General features: G+C 46.1%; 14 protein-coding genes. 8 read left to right on the top strand and 6 right to left on the bottom strand.

What is annotated here, in order from left to right:
• Positions 1-31 precede the first annotated feature (31 nt).
• From QZ331_RS06170 to QZ331_RS06150, 5 genes are all read right to left on the bottom strand, one after another.
• Positions 32-1,309, bottom strand: a complete 1,278-nt coding sequence (locus tag QZ331_RS06170) for an efflux RND transporter periplasmic adaptor subunit (RefSeq protein WP_294628988.1) — start codon at positions 1,307-1,309, stop codon at positions 32-34.
• Positions 1,310-1,394: 85 nt separating this feature from the next.
• Positions 1,395-1,814, bottom strand: coding sequence for a DUF6769 family protein (locus tag QZ331_RS06165; RefSeq protein WP_294628987.1), 420 nt, complete (start codon positions 1,812-1,814; stop codon positions 1,395-1,397).
• Between the two features lie 85 nt (positions 1,815-1,899).
• A complete protein-coding gene (locus QZ331_RS06160) occupies positions 1,900-3,537 on the bottom strand; it encodes an ABC-F family ATP-binding cassette domain-containing protein (RefSeq protein WP_294628985.1) in 1,638 nt (545 codons plus the stop codon).
• 77 nt (positions 3,538-3,614) lie between these two features.
• Entirely contained in the window at positions 3,615-5,909 is a 2,295-nt protein-coding gene (locus tag QZ331_RS06155) for an inorganic phosphate transporter (RefSeq protein ID WP_294628983.1), read from the bottom strand.
• A 463-nt stretch (positions 5,910-6,372) separates the two neighbouring features.
• On the bottom strand, positions 6,373-8,457 hold the full coding sequence (locus tag QZ331_RS06150; protein ID WP_294628982.1) for an RNA degradosome polyphosphate kinase: 2,085 nt from the start codon (positions 8,455-8,457) through the stop codon (positions 6,373-6,375).
• Positions 8,458-8,842: 385 nt separating this feature from the next.
• Between QZ331_RS06150 and QZ331_RS06145 the strand changes: the two genes are divergently transcribed.
• The 7 genes from QZ331_RS06145 (at position 8,843) to rfbB (ending at position 14,742) form a co-directional block, all read left to right on the top strand.
• The gene (locus tag QZ331_RS06145) at positions 8,843-9,454 is read left to right on the top strand and encodes a hypothetical protein (RefSeq protein ID WP_294628980.1); all 612 of its coding nucleotides are present in this window, start codon (positions 8,843-8,845) and stop codon (positions 9,452-9,454) included.
• A gap of 84 nt (positions 9,455-9,538) precedes the next feature.
• The gene (locus QZ331_RS06140; RefSeq protein WP_294628978.1) at positions 9,539-9,793 is read left to right on the top strand and encodes an NVEALA domain-containing protein; all 255 of its coding nucleotides are present in this window, start codon (positions 9,539-9,541) and stop codon (positions 9,791-9,793) included.
• Between the two features lie 95 nt (positions 9,794-9,888).
• A complete protein-coding gene (locus tag QZ331_RS06135; RefSeq protein ID WP_294628976.1) occupies positions 9,889-11,052 on the top strand; it encodes a 6-bladed beta-propeller in 1,164 nt (387 codons plus the stop codon).
• 23 nt (positions 11,053-11,075) lie between these two features.
• Entirely contained in the window at positions 11,076-12,080 is a 1,005-nt protein-coding gene (locus tag QZ331_RS06130; protein ID WP_294628974.1) for a 6-bladed beta-propeller, read from the top strand.
• A gap of 62 nt (positions 12,081-12,142) precedes the next feature.
• Positions 12,143-12,637, top strand: coding sequence for a metallophosphoesterase family protein (locus QZ331_RS06125; protein WP_294628972.1), 495 nt, complete (start codon positions 12,143-12,145; stop codon positions 12,635-12,637).
• A 72-nt stretch (positions 12,638-12,709) separates the two neighbouring features.
• Positions 12,710-13,579 carry a glucose-1-phosphate thymidylyltransferase RfbA gene (rfbA, locus tag QZ331_RS06120; RefSeq protein ID WP_294628970.1) on the top strand — a complete coding sequence of 290 codons (870 nt, stop codon included), beginning with the start codon at positions 12,710-12,712 and terminating at the stop codon, positions 13,577-13,579.
• 23 nt (positions 13,580-13,602) lie between these two features.
• Complete coding sequence (gene rfbB, locus QZ331_RS06115; protein WP_294628968.1) at positions 13,603-14,742, top strand: dTDP-glucose 4,6-dehydratase; 1,140 nt, start codon at positions 13,603-13,605, stop codon at positions 14,740-14,742.
• Positions 14,743-14,748: 6 nt separating this feature from the next.
• Here the strand turns inward: rfbB and QZ331_RS06110 are convergent, their stop codons facing one another.
• Positions 14,749-15,642 carry a 1,4-dihydroxy-2-naphthoate polyprenyltransferase gene (locus QZ331_RS06110; protein WP_294628966.1) on the bottom strand — a complete coding sequence of 298 codons (894 nt, stop codon included), beginning with the start codon at positions 15,640-15,642 and terminating at the stop codon, positions 14,749-14,751.
• Positions 15,643-16,058: 416 nt separating this feature from the next.
• On the opposite strand from QZ331_RS06110, the gene QZ331_RS06105 reads away from it, so the two are divergent.
• Positions 16,059-17,123 (top strand): metallophosphoesterase, encoded by a 1,065-nt coding sequence (locus QZ331_RS06105; protein WP_294628964.1) that lies wholly within the window; start codon positions 16,059-16,061, stop codon positions 17,121-17,123.
• Positions 17,124-17,136: the final 13 nt, after the last annotated feature.

The following is a 17,136-nucleotide window of genomic DNA, read 5'->3' as shown; positions in this document are numbered from 1 at the left end:
TGTTAGTGTTTTAGTGGTTAATGACTGGTGGTTAGTGCTCGTGGCTGTGGGCAGGGATGGCATTGCTGGCACTTGCCAGGCGTACTTGGTAAGCGCCTTCGGTCACCACACGGTCGCCCGGTTTTATTCCGGTGAGTATTTGCACGCTCTTGCCGTTGTTGGCTCCTAAAGTGACTTCCTGCTTCTTGTATCCCTCTTCGTCGAGTTGCAGGTAGACAAAGAATACTCCCTGCTCTTCGGTCAGTGCCGTGCGCGGAAGGGAAAGCACGTTTTCCTGCTGCGAAGAGAGTAGGTAGATTTCTACGTAGGAGCCGGCAATGATATCGCCTTTGTTGTCGAATTCAAACGTTACGGGCACGTAGAAGGAATTATCGCCCGATGTTTTTCCGGACGAGAGTAGCCGTCCGTTCAGTGTGCTCAGCTCGTACACCTTATTATCATAGGGCGTCTGGAAATTGGCGGAGCCGATGGTGCGAAGATACGGGTAGTACTTTTCCGACACTTCGGCACGGAGGAACAGGCGGCGGTTCTGCGTCACGCTGACCAACGGTTGGCCGATGGTCACGTAGTCGCCTTCTTTCACGAGGATGCTCTTCACGTATCCGGCGATGGGGGCGGTGATGCTTTGTCCGCTTGCCGAGTGGTTCTTGGCGAGTGCTTCGTAGCTGATGCGTGCGTTTTCGTAGTTCTGCTCTGCCTGTGCGAAATCCTTGTCGGACACTATCTTATCGGCTACAAGGGCTTTCATGCGTTCGTATTCTTTCTTCGACACTTCGTAAGCGATGCGTGCGCGTTGCACCGGGTCTCCCTCTGCGATGTTGTTTGAAGAGATGGTGACGAGCGGAGTGCCGCGCCCTACGCTCATGCCTTCCGTCACTTTTCCACGGAAGGAGACAACACCCGCCACTGTGGCTACGGCTACCGATTCGTCGCCTTGTGCCGCCAATACTTGTCCGCTTGTTTTGATAACTTGCTGGAATGGGGCAGGCTCTACGATGCTTACTTTTACTCCGGCAGCATCGGCTTTGGCTTTTGGGAGGATGATTTCGTCGCTGTGGGAGCCGGTATGGTTGCCGGTTGCGGCTGCTTCGTGGTTGTGGCCGTCATGGCTATGCCCTTCGTGGTCATGTTCGTCATGATTATGTCCTTCATGATTGTGTTCATCATGATTGTGTCCTTCGTGGTTATGTCCCTCGTGGTTGTGCACATTCTCGCTGTGGTCATGTCCTTCATGACTGTGTGCATTCTTGTCGGTACAGGAGCCTAAGGCAAACAAGCCCAAGATTCCCATCAAAAAAATCTTTTTCATAAATGATGTCTTCCTACTAAGTTTTACTGTTTTTTTACGTTGCAAAGATAAGGTGATGCGTATGCAACGTGTTTGCATTCACGTTTTACGCAAAAACAGTGTGGTAGGGAGGGGCACGTAGCGAGGTGGCACGGGGAGTATCCGTGCCGTGCAGGGAGTCGCGGTAGACGTAGTAATTCTTAATCCGTCTTTCTTGCGGGCGCAACAGATGTTCGATGATTACATCCGTGAACAGGGTAGCAATGAATACATAGTCCGGTTTGCTGTCTGTATGTACGGATGGGATAGGTGACTGAAAATGCGTCAGGCATTCGCTGCCGCAACACGCATCATTGTCGGGATGATGGTGGTGATGTCCGTGTACGGGACACTGCTGTTCTACAGGTAAGTCCTGTTTCATACAGATTGTCCCGTTGTGGTGATGATGGGGGATAACGGCAGCTATCAACATGATGATGTTGATTAAAAATAGTACGGTTACTATAATTCGTTTCTTCCCTTTCATCCTTTCGTTTGGAGAATTAAATAACACAAATATAAGAATACTTTTTTTCTGCTTATCGTTACCTGTCTTCTTTTTTATTAATTTATTATTTCTTTTCCAACTCCTGTAGCGACTCCATTTTCTTCTTCTCCAGGAATTCATAGATACCGCTAAGATGTTCCGTCACCTTTTGGTTACCAAATTCATAGACTTTCGTTACCAGTCCGTCGAGGAAGTCACGGTCGTGCGAAACGACAATCAGTGTGCCGTCGAAGTCGAGTAATGCTTGCTTCAGGATATCTTTGGTTTTCATATCGAGATGATTGGTCGGCTCGTCGAGAATCAGAAGATTGACAGGTTCCAGCAGCAACTTTATCATCGCCAGCCGCGTACGTTCACCACCGGACAACACCTTCACCTTCTTCATCGACTCTTCCGGACCTCCGAACATGAAAGCTCCTAACAAATCACGAATCTTGTTCCGAATCTCACCCTTCGCCACGTCGTCAATCGTTTGAAACACCGTCAGGTTCTCGTCTATCAGCGAGGCCTGGTTTTGCGCGAAGTATCCGATTTGCACGTTGTGTCCCAGTGTCAGTGTGCCGTCATGTTCTATCTCCTTCATGATGCACTTTACAAGCGTAGACTTACCCTCGCCGTTCTTGCCGACGAAAGCCACCTTATCGCCGCGCTCAATCGTAAGGTTGGCGTTGCGGAATACAGTCTTTTCGCCATATGCCTTTCCTACGCCTTCCATCACTACCGGATAACTGCCCGAACGCGGTGAGGGCGGGAATTTCAGCCGCAATGCCGATGTATCCTCTTCGTCCACTTCCAGCAATACTAACTTCTCCAACATCTTCACGCGGCTCTGCACCTGTAATGTCTTGGAGTATGTTCCCTTGAACCGTTCGATAAACTCCTTCGTCTCGGCGATGAATTTCTGCTGTTCGTCATACGCCTTCTGTTGCTGTTCGCGGCGTTCCTTGCGCAGTTGCAGGTATTGTGAGTAGTTCACTTTATAGTCATAAATGCGTCCCATCGTCACTTCGATGGTGCGCGTCGTGATATTGTCTACGAATTTACGGTCGTGACTAATCACAATCACTGCCTTGCCGTTATTGATTAAGAAATCTTCCAACCACTGGATAGATTCGATGTCGAGGTGATTGGTCGGCTCGTCGAGCAGCAGCACGTCCGGTTTCTGCAACAGCAGTTTCGCCAATTCGATGCGCATCCGCCATCCGCCACTGAAATCGCTCGTCTGACGTTGGAAATCCGTCCGCTTGAATCCTAATCCCAACAGTGCTTTCTCTACATCCTCCTCGTAGTTGGTGGCGTCAATCGAGTAGAACTTCTCGCTCAGTGCCGACACTTGCTCAATCAGCGACATATAGCTGTCACTTTCGTAATCCGTTCGCGTCTCCAACTCCTTGTTCAACCGTTCAATCTCGGCTTCCATCTCGTGCAGATGGGCGAAAGCCTGTGCCGTTTCGTCGAACACGGTGCGTCCGTCTTCCGTCATCAGGTGTTGCGGCAGATACGCCACTACGCAATCTTTCGGGGCGGAAACCTTGCCGCGGGTAGGCTGGCGCACACCTGCTAAAATCTTCAGGAGTGTACTCTTTCCCGCTCCGTTCTTTCCCATCAGGGCGATGCGGTCTTTTTCATTAATTACGAAGGAAATATCACTAAATAAAGTAGTGCCGCCAAATTCTACGGCAAGTCCGTCAACAGAAATCATACTATTCTTACTAAATTATGCGGCAAAGTTACGCAAAAAATCGGAACAGGCACACAACACGCCCTATAAACCGATGCTTATTCGGTATATAGTCCGGTGGTTTCGATGTCGGCGGTATGCTGGGCAGTCGGTATTTTGTCCGTCTGAAACTTGCGGTTGGCTTTCATCAGGTTGAGGGTATAAGTCACCACGTTTTGCGCTTCCTGAATCATGGTCAGGTAGATGACGCTCACGCGGATGCTTCCCGTCTGATGCTGGATGCGTTGCAGCTCTTTGTGTTTCAGTGACGAGAGTTGCCGGTTGAGGTTGTCTGCCAGTCGTGCCTCTTCCTCGATGCTGTCGTACTCGTTATTTTCCATCTTTTTGCGGCATTGGTGGATGAAGTAGGTGATGTCTTCGGTGGCATCCTTGAATTCTCCTTTCTGAATAGCGTCTAAGGGGTTGAAGTTGTTGTCGATATGCTCCAGGCAAGGTTCGCACAGGCGAGCGATGCTGTACACCAGTTCGCCGGCAAAGTCATTTCCCTGATAGTAGTAAAGCCCTTTCTCCAGCACGGTCTGGCTGTCGAGGCGGCACATGGCTACGGTTCCCGTGCGTTTCATCTGCTTGATAAGCTGTTTCTCGAATTTGGTGGCGTCCGTTGCACGGCGCAATCCCCGCAGGTTTTCGTGGATGAAGGAGTTTACCGCCAGTTCGAAGTTTGTTTCGGCATACTTGAGTACTTTACCAAGCTCCTCGCCGGTGTGCTTGCGCATCAGTTGCAGAGCCTCTTGGTTGTCCGATGTCTGTAGCAGTTGCTTGAAGGTTTCGCTGTCCTGTGCTTTTTTGTTCCGTTTGTTGTACATCACCTGGCTACGTATGAGGATAAAGACAGCCAGACCGACGAGGACAATGATGGAGACATTGCCGCCGTAATGAAGGATGAAGGTGACGATGAAACAGATGGTAAAAGCAGCTCCGGCAGTGATGAACCAGCCGCCGATGACGCTCAGTACGCCGGTGATGCGGTAGACGGCGGAGTCGCGTCCCCAGGCACGGTCGGCGAGCGAAGTACCCATTGCTACCATAAAGGTAACGTAGGTAGTAGACAAGGGGAGTTTCAGCGAAGTACCCAAAGCGATGAGCAGGCTTGCCAACACAAGATTGACAGATGCACGTACAAGGTCGAATGCAGCACCGTCGGCAATGATGGCTTCGTCTTTGCGGAAGCGTTTGTTCAGCCATGCTTTGGTGCTTTCGGGGGTGATGGAAGCTATTCCGTTGGCAAGTGTCATGCTGAAACGAACCAGTGTGCGGGCTATGGGTGTGCTGCCGAAGGCCTCTTCGCTCTCGTCCTGCCGGGCAAGGTCGACGGAAGTCTTGATAACGGCTTGTGCCTTTTTGGAAGTACACAAGGCATAGACCATGACGGCTCCGGCGCCGACGAGGAAATACCACGGTGTCTGTGCGGCTCCCAATAGCGAAGACATCAGAAAACCGTTGGCATTACCGTTACCATTGGCAGTGTAGTCCATAAAAGCGGAGAAGCCTGTCAACGGGATACCGATGAAATTGACGAGGTCGTTGCCCGCAAACGCTAATGCGAGAGCGAAAGTACCCATCAGGACGACAATCCTGAATACATTCACCTTGCACCAGTGCAGCACCTGCATCAGCAGGGTGAAGAATACTAAGAAGGAGGCGATGAGCATCCAGGCGTTTGCCTGTATCCACTGTTTGTTTTCGGGAGTCATGAACGAGCTTTCTTTCAGCCCTTTGAAGAGCATGAAGTAGAGGATGGAGGTGGCAGCTATCCCACCGAAGAGGGCGATGCTGTATTTCATCTTTCTCTTATAATTGAAGGTAAAGACGACGCGGGCTATCCATTGCACTATCATCCCGAAGAAGAAGGCAATGGCTACGGATACGAAGATTGCCATGATGACGGAGAGTGCTTTGTCGGTATTGATTAGGTCGCCTAAGCCGAGGGTGTCGCTGCCCTGCACCTTGATGAGAGAGAGGGCGAATGTACCTCCGAGGAGTTCGAATACCATCGAGACGGTGGTAGAGGTAGGCATTCCCATCGAATTGAACACATCGAGCAGCACCACGTCGGTCAGCATCACGGCAAGCAGGATACACATGATTTCGGCAAAGTAAAAATGCTGGGGTTGGTATATACCGTGCCGGGCGATGTCCATCATACCGTTGGACAGTGCCGCACCGATGAATATTCCCAAGCCTGCAATGAACAGGATGGTTTTGAACGAAGCGGCTTTGGCTCCTACTGCCGAGTTAAGGAAGTTTACCGCATCGTTGCTTACTCCGACTGCCAGGTCAAAGATGGCAAGGGCGAAGAGGAAGATGATGATACATAAATAGATTGTTTCCATAAATTGTTCGTATGTTATTTACGGAAGCAAAGGACGTAATTTCACATTGCAGCAGCATATCATTTATGTTACAATTCTGTTACAGAATTGCGGAGACATCCTTTTTTTATAGTGTACTTCATCGGATGCTTATGTTCACCCTATCGGTTAACGGAGAATTGCCTACGATTTAATTTTCCGTTGCCTACAGACTAACGGTCGGAATGCATAAATTTATTCGTCTGACTATAGTTGAACTTGCGTCTGACTGTAGTGTTTCTTTCGTCTGACTATAGTCAGACGAAACGGTCACTATAGTCAGACGAATAAATTTTAGTAAGAAAACCGACAGACATTCGCATGGCAGCCGACAGGCCATCGCAGGAAAAAGATTAGTTTTATATAAGAGCCTGTTTAAATTTTCCTCAATAATAATCTTATAGTGGCTATTTAAACCATTTCCTCTGCCGAATCGAATGTCGCTTCAAAGAGAGATACAATTGGCCTGATACGGAATAGCGGATGACAACCATTTGTAAAACGCATATTGTGCGCGTATGGCGGGTGTGCCGGAGGAGCGTTTTTTGAACACGTTTCGCAGTTCGTCGTCTACCCGGCAGGCCTTTTGATTGTCGGCAAGCTGGATGTCGAGCATCTTTATCAGGCTGTCGCGCAGGTCGTTGTCGAGAACGGGGGTGACGGCTTCGATACGCCGGTAGAGGTTACGACGCATCCAGTCGGGTGAGCCCATGAATACTTTGGGGTTGCCGTCGTTGCCGAAGTACCAGATGCGGGCGTGCTCCAGAAAACTGTCCACAATGCGGGTGACACGGATGTTGCGGCTGTAGGGCTTGCCGGGGATAAGGCAGCAGATACCGCGGACGATAAGGTCGATTTGTACGCCGTGTTCGGAGGCTTCGTAGAGACGGTCAATCATGACGGGGTCTTGCAGAGCATTCATTTTGAGAATGATGCGTCCTTGTTTGCCTTGATTGGCGAGGGCAATCTCGCGGTCGATGAGGCGGTTCAGCTCCGGAATAAGGTTGAAGCGGGCAACAAGTAGGGTAGAGAATTTCGGTGTCTGCTTGCCTTGTAGCGTGCGGAACAGGTTGTAGAGGTCGTTCACAATCTCTTTGCGGCACGTGAAAAGTCCGCAGTCGGCATATAGGGTGGCGGTTTTTTCGTTGAAGTTGCCGGTGCTGATGTAGGCGTAACCGGGCAGTTTCTCACCGTTCGGGCCGCGACGCCGGATAAGGGCGACTTTGGCGTGTACTTTCAGTCCGGGTAGGCTGTAGATTATCTTGATGCCGGCAGCCTGCATCATTTCGGCGGTGGCGAGGTTGTTTTCCTCGTCGAAGCGTGCTTTCAGTTCTACGAATACGGTTACCTTCTTGCCGTTCTGTGCGGCAGCTATCAGGGTGTTGATGACTGCCGAGTTTTCGGCTACGCGATATTGTGTTACCATGATTTCGCGGGTCTCCGGATTGTGCACGGCTTCGTAGAGGAAATGGATGAAGTGTTCGAACGAGTGATACGGGTAATAGAGCAGCAAGTCCTTCCGGGCAACATAGTTGAAGATGGATTCCTTTTCGTCGAGAACGGTGAGTTTCATCGGCTTCGGCTTTTCGACGGTGTGTGCGGATTTGGTCGGGTTGGGCAGATGGCGCAGGTCTTCCAGGTTAAGGTGCTTGTCGCCGGGGACAAGTTCGTCGCGCTGGATGCAGAAGGCGTCTACGAGAAAATCAAGAAAGTCTTGCGGCATGGCACGGTCATAGACAAAGCGACACACGTCACCTATCTTGCGTTTCTTCACCTTCTTTTTCAGTTGGGCAACGAGGTCGGCGCTGCTGGCGGTGTCGTCAATCAGGATATCGGCATCGCGCGATATTTTGATGCAGTAGCTTGAGTCGATGTCGTAACCGGGAAAGATGAGGGGAAGGTTTGCCTTGATGATGTCTTCGGCAAACATCAGGTAATGGTTCTTTTCGTGTGCGGGAAGTTCGATGAAACGGGGCACTTTGGCGTAGGGTTGCTTCATGACAAAATAATAAGGTATGTGTGTATCTCCGTTTTTCAGATAGGCACGGATGGCGAGATAGAGTCGGTTGTCTCGCAGGAAAGAGACGATTTTGTCTTTCGACACGGGAACGGGTTGCAGGTAGGGGAAGATTTCTTCCTTGAAAAAGTCCTCGATAAACTGCTGATGAAACGGTTCTACGTGGCTGTCCTGATAAAATATGATGTGATTTTTGCGCAAGGCAGGTAGTATCTTCTGCTCGTAGATACGCACACGATCGTCCAGTTGGCGGTTGACTTCCCGATTGATTTCTTCTACCAGTTCGCAGGCGGATTGCACGGTTTCTTCGTCACTTTCCGTAGCTCCCGAAGCAACGGCTTTATGGTCGGCTACGCGGATTTTGTAAAACTCCTCAAGGTTGGACGAGTAGATGGAGATAAAATTAATGCGTTCGTAGAGCGGAAGATGCTCATCCAGTGCTTCTAGTAGTACGCGGTAGTTGAACGACAGCCAACTGATGTCTCTCTTGAAATAATTATATTTGTTTTTCATGTGCTTTAAGATTTTTCCAAATATAGTCTTTTTACCATAGTCCGATGCATTTTATTGAGAATATTTTGCGATAAAAATACTAAAAAGGAAAACGGCATCATTTCTTTAACCGAGAAACGGTCTGTCGTTGGAAAAAATGTCTAACTTTGGTGTCTGAAAATGAGCAACACACGGATATACGATGAAAAAAGAAGATAGCATACTATTGTTGATATATGTGGTCATAGGTCTCGTGACGGCAGGAGTTACTGGCTGGTTTCTGTATCAGGACCGGTTAGGGTTTTGGCAAACGTAGGCGCGTAGCACTTTTCATGTAGCTTTGCAGGAAGAGTTGCAGAAATGGAAGAGTATCGATGTGTATTGCCATTTGTCGGGGAATATTCGATTGTTAGAGGATGTTGTCAATAGCAAAAAAGAACCGATAAAGGTAACATTAAGGAACGAAGCCGGTAAAAAAGACTTTTGGATTCCTTATGAAAAATACATTCACAACATAGAACAGTCTTCGGACGACTTGAGAGGAGTGCACTCTTATCTTCTACATATATCTCCTTTAAATGCCGATTCATTAAACATTGTTTGGAAGAATCGTTTGGCTGAATTAGGATTTTTCGGAAAAACAGCCATACGTATTTCTGTATCAGACTGGCAGGAACATGAAACTTATACTTATTCAACAGATTCCTTTTATTTGTCAAAGTCGGATAGTTTGACCGTTTCTTATATAGGATGTAGATGTGAAGTAGGTGTAACCGGATATCTTTACGATTCCTGGTGGATGATATTTTCCGGTAGAGATATAACCTGGTTGGTCGCTTTGATTGCTTTTTGTATTTTCTTGTTTTTTATGCAGAACTATGTGTATAGGATTTGTTGTTGTCTTTTTGTTAAACAAAAGTCCATAGTGGTAGAAAAGGAAGTTTCGGTGGTTGTCTGTCATAAAAGTTATTCACATATTTATCAGTTGGAAGAAGGTGTATACTTTGATATAAATTGAACAAGCAATATGTTTGCTTTTCCGTTGAAAGGATAGATACGGAAATAGATAAAAAATAAAATCTTTAAAATAAAAATAGAAATAATGAAGAAAGTAATGAGAGTAACTTTTGTTGCAGTAGTAGCAGCAGTAGCAGGATATGGTGTTTATACAAATCAAAAAAAGGATATAATGTCTGATTTAATGTTGGCTAATGTAGAAGCGCTGGCTAACAATGAAGCAAACTCAAATGGTAATACAGGACCAAGTGAATTGTATGATTGTCCTCTTTGGTTTACTGGAGATGGTATTCATTGTAAATGTGAAAATGAGTATAATTGTACGGCTGTATTGTGTTAAGTTGCTAATATCTTTTATGTGTAATTTTCTTCCTACAATTTTTTGTAGGAAGAAAATTGAAATGAATGTATTAAATTAAATATATAATGAATAGAATGGTAGATAAGAATCATCCCTTTTTTAGAATGAGAAAACTATTGATTTACAGCTTTCTTCTAATGTTTTTTTCAGCTTGCGGAAAATCGGATAAAAAGCAAATGTTTAATGCCAAAACAGTAAATCTGACTGTTGAAAAACTTGCAGAACAACGAAATATGATTGATAAGGTAGATTCAATATCGATTATTCCGTTAAATGCAACTTGCGAAGATGCTTTGTTGAAACAAATAAATAAATGTTTGGTGATTGATGATAAGATTTATTTATTGGATTATTTTGGAAATGCTTCTTTGACAGTTTGGGATAACACAGGGACTTTTCTTCGTAAAATAGGACAACAAGGGCAAGGTCCCGGAGAATACCATAAAATAACTGATTTTGATGTGGCTGATAAGCACATTTATCTATTGGATTCGAGTCAAAGGAGGATTTTGAATTATACTTTAAATGGAGATTTTATAGGTGAATATGTTTATAATGGTATATTAGAGGGGGTAAATGATTTGGCCATTACTTCAGACAGAAATTTTCTATTAGGATTGGATGTTGAATTGAGCACGGGCAATCAATTGATATTGACTGATTCGGAGTTCAATATAAAACAGGTTTTATTGTCTTTTGATGAAAAAACGACACGGGGTCATTTGAATATTGGCTGTCTTAAAAGATGTGGTACAAATATCGTTTATAATTATCCTGTTTCGGACGATGTCTATATTTTGAATGCTGCCGGTGAACTAAATCGGAAATACGAAATAACTTTTGAACGAGGTCTTCCCGAAAGTGTGCGGAACAATTATCAGGAAGTGGTTAAACAAAGAAAATCAAGTAAGTTTAGTTATTTTTATGAGACTCCTTTTATCTGTGGGAATCTTTTGTTATCATCTGTTTTTTACGATTCTAAAAAAGCAGTACTTGCAATCGATTTAGAGAAGCAGGCTTTTTCAAAAACTGTATATGATAGGGATTTTATTTTATCTCTTTTACATTTTAATTTTCCTATATATATGGATGAAAAACATATATATTGTTGGCTTAATTCTGCTACTTATAACCTTTTTGATGAAGAATCCCGAAAAAGAATGGGTGGTGAAATACTCAAGCATTTGGAAAATGGAGAAGATGCTTTAGTCGTTTATTATTTAAAGTCTGAAAAATAGATTTTTTGAAAACAAATTCCTTTATGAAACACCTTGTATCCCTTGTCTTATTAGCTTTCTTGTACGGATGCTCCAATCGTTCGGGCATTGATAAACATCTACGCCATTCCGACAATGTTTTGAATGTAAAAGAATTGGTTTACGAAATCGTGATAGACACTCCGCTTGTAGGGATGGCAAGGCCTTATGTGTTAGGTGATTATTTTATATTAGCCGATAGACTTTCGGAAAAAAATCAAATATTGCTCTTTGATAAAAAAGACTTCTCATATATCACAGGGACAGGACATCCAGGAGAGGGGCCTAATCAAATAACACGTTTGGGCGAACTCATACCAGATAGCATACATCAATGTATTTATGTCGCTGACTATGGAAAAATGAAAATATTAGGTTATGATTTGAATCGTATTTTAACTAATTCCGATTGTGTGCCTACATATAGATTTGATTTGAATAAAGCGGCAACACCTGTTATGTTTTCTTATGTCAATGATACCCTTTGTTACGCTTGTTGTATCGTGGCGGAACCAGGCAAGCATTTTCAAGAATCTCTGGTGACTTGGAATATGAAGACCGGAGATATACATACTTTGGTGGATGGGCATCCCGAAGTTGAAAGAAAAAGATTCCGTTATGCTGTTTCTTTAAAAGATGATTTAATTGCAGTCAGTTATGACCATCACGATTTGTTGGCCATTTACAATCTTAAAGGGGAGCTGAAGCATTATATCTATGGTCCTAACTGGGATAATGCGACTAATAATGCTATGATTTATTATTATGGGAGTATTATAATCTGTAATAATCGGATTATTGTGGGGTATTCTGGCGAGAGGAATCCCGATGCGGGTAATATTTCTGTCTCTAAACTTTTGGTATATGATTTGGAGGGTAATTATATAAAAACGTTGGATGTAGGTTACAATATTGGTGTATTTTGTTATGATTCAGAGTATAATCGTATTATAATGGTGTTGGATGATGAGATTCAGTTTGGGTATCTGGAACTGAATGAAATTCTTTAATGGCTGATGTTTTATACATGAAAAAGTTGCCATATCTTTGTGTGCGTTAAACAAAGAATTTTATGACAAGAATCGGATTATTATCGGATACCCATGCTTGGTGGGACGAGAAATACCTGCAATATTTCGAACCGTGCGATGAGATTTGGCACGTGGGAGATATTGGCTCATTGGAAGTTGCGGAGAAGTTGGCGGCTTTTCGTCCCTTGCGTGCCGTCTACGGGAATATCGACGGGCAGGAAATCCGGAAACTGTTTCCACAGGTGAACCGCTTCACGGTGGACGGTGCGGAAGTGCTGATGAAACACATCGGCGGCTATCCGGGAAAGTATGACGCTTCGATTGCCGGTAGCCTGATGACGCGCCCGCCCAAACTTTTCATTAGCGGACATTCGCATATATTAAAGGTGAAATACGACAAGACGCTGAATATGCTGCACATCAATCCGGGTGCGGCAGGGATGTCGGGCTTTCATAAAGTGCGGACGTTGGTGCGGTTTGTTATCGACCGGGGCACGTTCAGCGATTTGGAGGTTATTGAATTGGCTGATAAATAATAATACATTATTTTTGTCATGTCGGAATTCTTTCCGACATTTGCACGCAGTTAACAATCAATTCTGACGAACATGAAAGGAATTATTCTTGCCGGGGGGAGTGCTACTCGCCTTTATCCGCTTTCCAAAGCGATTTCTAAACAGATTATGCCTGTATATGACAAACCGATGATTTATTATCCGTTGTCTACACTGATGCTGGCAGGCATACGTGAAGTACTGGTAATCTCAACCCCTCGCGACTTGCCGATGTTCCGTGACCTGTTGGGGACAGGTGAAGAACTGGGTATGTCGTTTTCCTACAAGATTCAAGAACAGCCCAACGGACTGGCACAGGCTTTCGTTCTCGGAGCCGACTTCCTGAACGGTGAACCGGGATGTCTCATTCTCGGTGACAATATGTTCTACGGACAAGGCTTCTCCGCCATACTCCGCCGTGCGGCAAGTCTGGAGAAAGGAGCCTGTATCTTCGGCTATTATGTGAAAGACCCCCGCGCCTACGGTGTGGTCGAATTCGACGGACAAGGGAATGTGCTTTCTTTGGAAGAGAAGCCCGAAATGCCGAAAAGCAACTATGCAGTGCCCGGACTTTATTTCTATGATGCCAGCGTGACCGAGAAAGCGGCGGCTCTTCGCCCTTCGGCACGCGGCGAGTATGAGATAACGGATTTGAACCGCCTCTACCTCGAAGAAGGCACGCTGAAAGTAGAGCTCTTCGGACGCGGCTTTGCTTGGCTGGATACGGGAAATTGCGACAGCCTGCTGGAAGCATCCAACTTCGTGGCTACCATACAGAACCGCCAGGGATTCTACATCAGTTGTATTGAAGAAATCGCTTGGCGCCAGGGATGGATATCGGCCGAACAACTGCTTCTGTTGGGACAACGCCTTGAAAAGACCGAATACGGCAAATACCTTATCGAACTGGCAAAACAATCCTGAAATCAACATAAAGACATAAGAATATGAAAACTTATTTAGTGACCGGTGCCGCAGGCTTTATCGGTGCGAATTATATTAAGTACATCTTGGCCAAGCACAACGATGTCAAAGTCGTGATATTGGATGCGCTGACGTATGCCGGCAACTTGGGAACCATCGCCAAAGACATCGACAACGAACGCTGCATTTTTGTCAAGGGAGACATTTGCAGCCGCGAAGTTGTAGATGTTCTTTTTGCCGAATACCGCTTTGACTATGTTGTGAACTTTGCTGCCGAAAGCCACGTAGACCGCAGCATCGAGAATCCGCAACTCTTCCTGATTACGAACATCCTCGGAACACAAAACCTGCTTGACTGTGCACGCCGTGCATGGGTGATGGGCAAGGACGAGCAGGGATATCCGACTTGGAGAAAAGGAGTACGCTACCATCAGGTGTCTACCGACGAGGTGTATGGTTCTCTCGGAGCCGAAGGATACTTCACCGAGACAACCCCGCTTTGCCCACACAGCCCCTACAGTGCTTCCAAAACAAGTGCGGATATGGTCGTAATGGCTTATCATGATACATACAAGATGCCGGTTACGATTACCCGTTGTTCCAATAACTACGGTCCTTACCACTTTCCTGAGAAACTGATTCCGTTGATTATAAAGAATATCCTTGAAGGTAAAAACCTCCCCGTCTACGGTGACGGAAGCAACGTGCGTGACTGGCTCTATGTGGAAGACCACTGCAAGGCTATCGACCTCGTAGTGCGCGAAGGCAAGGAAGGCGAAGTCTACAACGTAGGCGGACACAACGAAAAGACCAATCTTGAAATCGTGAAGCTGACCATCGCCACCATTCACCGGCTGATGGCAGAACGTCCCGAATATCGTAAGATACTCAAGAAGAAAGTGAAGAATGCTGACGGCGAAATATCTATCGACTGGATTAACGAGGAACTGATTACTTTCGTTAAAGACCGTCTGGGACACGACCAGCGCTACGCTATCGACCCGACGAAGATTACCACCGATTTAGGCTGGTATCCGGAAACGAAGTTTGAAGTCGGAATCGTCAAGACCATCGAATGGTATTTGGAAAACCAGGCTTGGGTAGAAGAGGTTACCAGTGGCGATTATCAAAGCTATTACGAAAAGATGTACGGAAAAAATTGAGAATTCTCAATTTAACAACATTCCTATTGATAAGAGAATACCCATAAGCAGCATATTACGCGAAGTCTCGCCTAATATGCTGTTTAATTTTTTGCCACTGTGTATCTTCACCATCCGTCGCCAGGTGAAGATGTGAGGAAGCAGGTAAAGTTGCGGAAGGAGAGCGGCGTAGATATGTCCTTCGAGAAGGAAATACAGGCAGAGAAGCGAAGCGGCCGTTCCCAATATCAGATAGAAATAACGTCCGAATTTCTCGCCGAAGCGCACGATAACAGTTCGTTTGCCACTGCGTGCGTCCGCTTCGCGGTCGCGGTAGTTGTTCACCACCAACAGCGTGTCGATAAGCAGTCCGCAGACGAGCGAGGCGACAGTGACGTCTGGCGTCCAAGTCAATGCCTGCACGTAGTAAGTTCCGCCTACGGGCACGAATCCGAAAAAGACGATAACCAGCACATCGCCCCAGCCGTTGTAGGAGAGGGGATAGGGGCCTGTGGTGTAAAGAAAGGCAAACAATACGCAAAGCATCCCCACAATAATCAGTTCCCATCCGGCAAAGAAGAGCAGCGTGCAACCGATGAGGCAGGCAAGTACAACGGTCGCGACGATTCCTTTTCGCATTGCTTGCGGAGAAATCCAGCTTTGTGCACAGGCACGTTCCGGTCCCAAGCGGTCTTCCCGGTCGGTACCTTTGAGGAAATCGAAGAGGTCGTTGATGAAATTGGCGGCAATCTGCATCAAACCCGCAAACAGGCAGCAGACAAGAGCGGGCCACCAATGAAAATGTCCGTCCATCGCGGCAAGCGCCGTACCTATCATAACGGGGGTAATAGCTCCTGTGAGCGTCTTGGGACGTGCTGCTAATATCCATGCTTGCAATGAGTTGCGCTTTACTACTTCCATCTTTCTTATATTTTATAAAGGTTTTTTGCGGGCAAAGATATTGAAAACAATGCATTTGTCATATATTCGGGCTAGTGTTTTTATTAACGATAAAGTTTTGTTAAAGCACTTCCAAAGTTCTTTTTAAAGGTATTTGAACTTCTTTTTCATTACTCACAAACTATAATTGCAACCTTCATTTTTATAAACGAAGCTTTCATTTATAAAAATGAAGGTTGCGTTTTTATAAATGAAGCCTTCGTTTATAGATTATAGGCGGTCGAGTACAACTTTGCAAGCAGTAGCGAAGAAGTTTGTGAGCGGTTGCGAGGAAGTTTACAAGGAATAGACTGTGCGATAAGTCCTATAAGTCGGTCGAAAGTACTATCTTTGTGCCCTTGCAATTTATAAACTGTCTCAGAAAAAATAAATAGAAGATGAAGAAAACAATATACCCTTTTTTCCTGCTGGCAATGTTTTTGCTGGTTTCCTGTAAGTCGAAAAAGAGTGTGGTAGTCACTTTGCCGCGTCCTGTTCTGAACATCGACTCCGTTTCGCTGAATAGTACGGAGAGTACCGATGACGTAGCCGGAATGTTCGCCCCCGACCATTCGCAACTCAAGGACTTGGACGTCTCGAAAGTCAAAAAGGATAATTCACGGCCTCCCAAGACGGTAGTCGGCAACAAACAGACTGACCGGGTGCTCCGTGGCACAAAGATTACCTTTTCGGCAGTCAAACTCTCTTCTGCTTATGCAGGCATAGACCGTGTAGTGAACTACGACTTTACCCACCGCGACGTTCCCCAGGCATTTGAAGGCTTTCGCATCGCTTTCATTTCCGACCTGCACTACAAGAGCCTGTTTAAAGAACAGGGCTTGAACAGCCTTGTCGCTCTTTTGAACGCTCAGAAAGCAGATGTCCTTTTGATGGGCGGCGATTACCAGGAAGGCTGCGAATATGTGGAACCTCTCTTTGCCGCACTATCGCGCGTAAAGACACCGATGGGAACTTACGGAGTAATGGGGAATAACGACTACGAACGCTGCCATGACGATATTGTACGTACGATGGAGTATTACGGAATGCGTGTGCTCGAACATAAAGTAGATACGATTCGCAAAGGCGGTCAGCAGATTCTTGTTGCCGGAGTGCGCAATCCTTTCGACCTTGCCAGCAACGGCGTATCACCCTCGCTGGCACTTTCTCCCGAAGATTTCGTCATTCTGCTTGTGCACACGCCGGATTATATAGAAGACGTTTCGGTAGCCAACACCGACCTTGCCTTAGCGGGGCATACGCATGGCGGACAAGTACGTATTTTCGGAGTCGCTCCGATACTGCCTTCGCATTACGGCAACCGTTTCGTGACCGGACTGGCTTACAATTCGGCAAAGACACCGCTCATTGTCACCAATGGGATTGGCACTTCGCAACTGCCCGTGCGCATCGGTGCGCCGTCGGAAATTGTGATAATCACCCTCCATCGGCTGACGGAGTAAACAAATCTTAAGA

This window comes from uncultured Bacteroides sp., from assembly GCF_910586915.1.
Lineage (GTDB): Bacteria > Bacteroidota > Bacteroidia > Bacteroidales > Bacteroidaceae > Bacteroides.
This window is presented reverse-complemented; position numbering and strand designations above follow the sequence as displayed.

Bases quoted from the DNA above. Each gene is read 5' to 3' on its own strand.
- QZ331_RS06170 (WP_294628988.1), bottom strand. From the start codon at position 1,309: ATGAAAAAGATTTTTTTGATGGGAATCTTGGGCTTGTTTGCCTTAGGC.
- QZ331_RS06165 (WP_294628987.1), bottom strand. From the start codon at position 1,814: ATGAAAGGGAAGAAACGAATTATAGTAACCGTACTATTTTTAATCAAC.
- QZ331_RS06160 (WP_294628985.1), bottom strand. From the start codon at position 3,537: ATGATTTCTGTTGACGGACTTGCCGTAGAATTTGGCGGCACTACTTTA.
- QZ331_RS06155 (WP_294628983.1), bottom strand. From the start codon at position 5,909: ATGGAAACAATCTATTTATGTATCATCATCTTCCTCTTCGCCCTTGCC.
- QZ331_RS06150 (WP_294628982.1), bottom strand. From the start codon at position 8,457: ATGAAAAACAAATATAATTATTTCAAGAGAGACATCAGTTGGCTGTCG.
- QZ331_RS06140 (WP_294628978.1), top strand. From the start codon at position 9,539: ATGAAGAAAGTAATGAGAGTAACTTTTGTTGCAGTAGTAGCAGCAGTA.
- QZ331_RS06135 (WP_294628976.1), top strand. From the start codon at position 9,889: ATGGTAGATAAGAATCATCCCTTTTTTAGAATGAGAAAACTATTGATT.
- QZ331_RS06130 (WP_294628974.1), top strand. From the start codon at position 11,076: ATGAAACACCTTGTATCCCTTGTCTTATTAGCTTTCTTGTACGGATGC.
- QZ331_RS06125 (WP_294628972.1), top strand. From the start codon at position 12,143: ATGACAAGAATCGGATTATTATCGGATACCCATGCTTGGTGGGACGAG.
- rfbA (WP_294628970.1), top strand. From the start codon at position 12,710: ATGAAAGGAATTATTCTTGCCGGGGGGAGTGCTACTCGCCTTTATCCG.
- rfbB (WP_294628968.1), top strand. From the start codon at position 13,603: ATGAAAACTTATTTAGTGACCGGTGCCGCAGGCTTTATCGGTGCGAAT.
- QZ331_RS06110 (WP_294628966.1), bottom strand. From the start codon at position 15,642: ATGGAAGTAGTAAAGCGCAACTCATTGCAAGCATGGATATTAGCAGCA.
- QZ331_RS06105 (WP_294628964.1), top strand. From the start codon at position 16,059: ATGAAGAAAACAATATACCCTTTTTTCCTGCTGGCAATGTTTTTGCTG.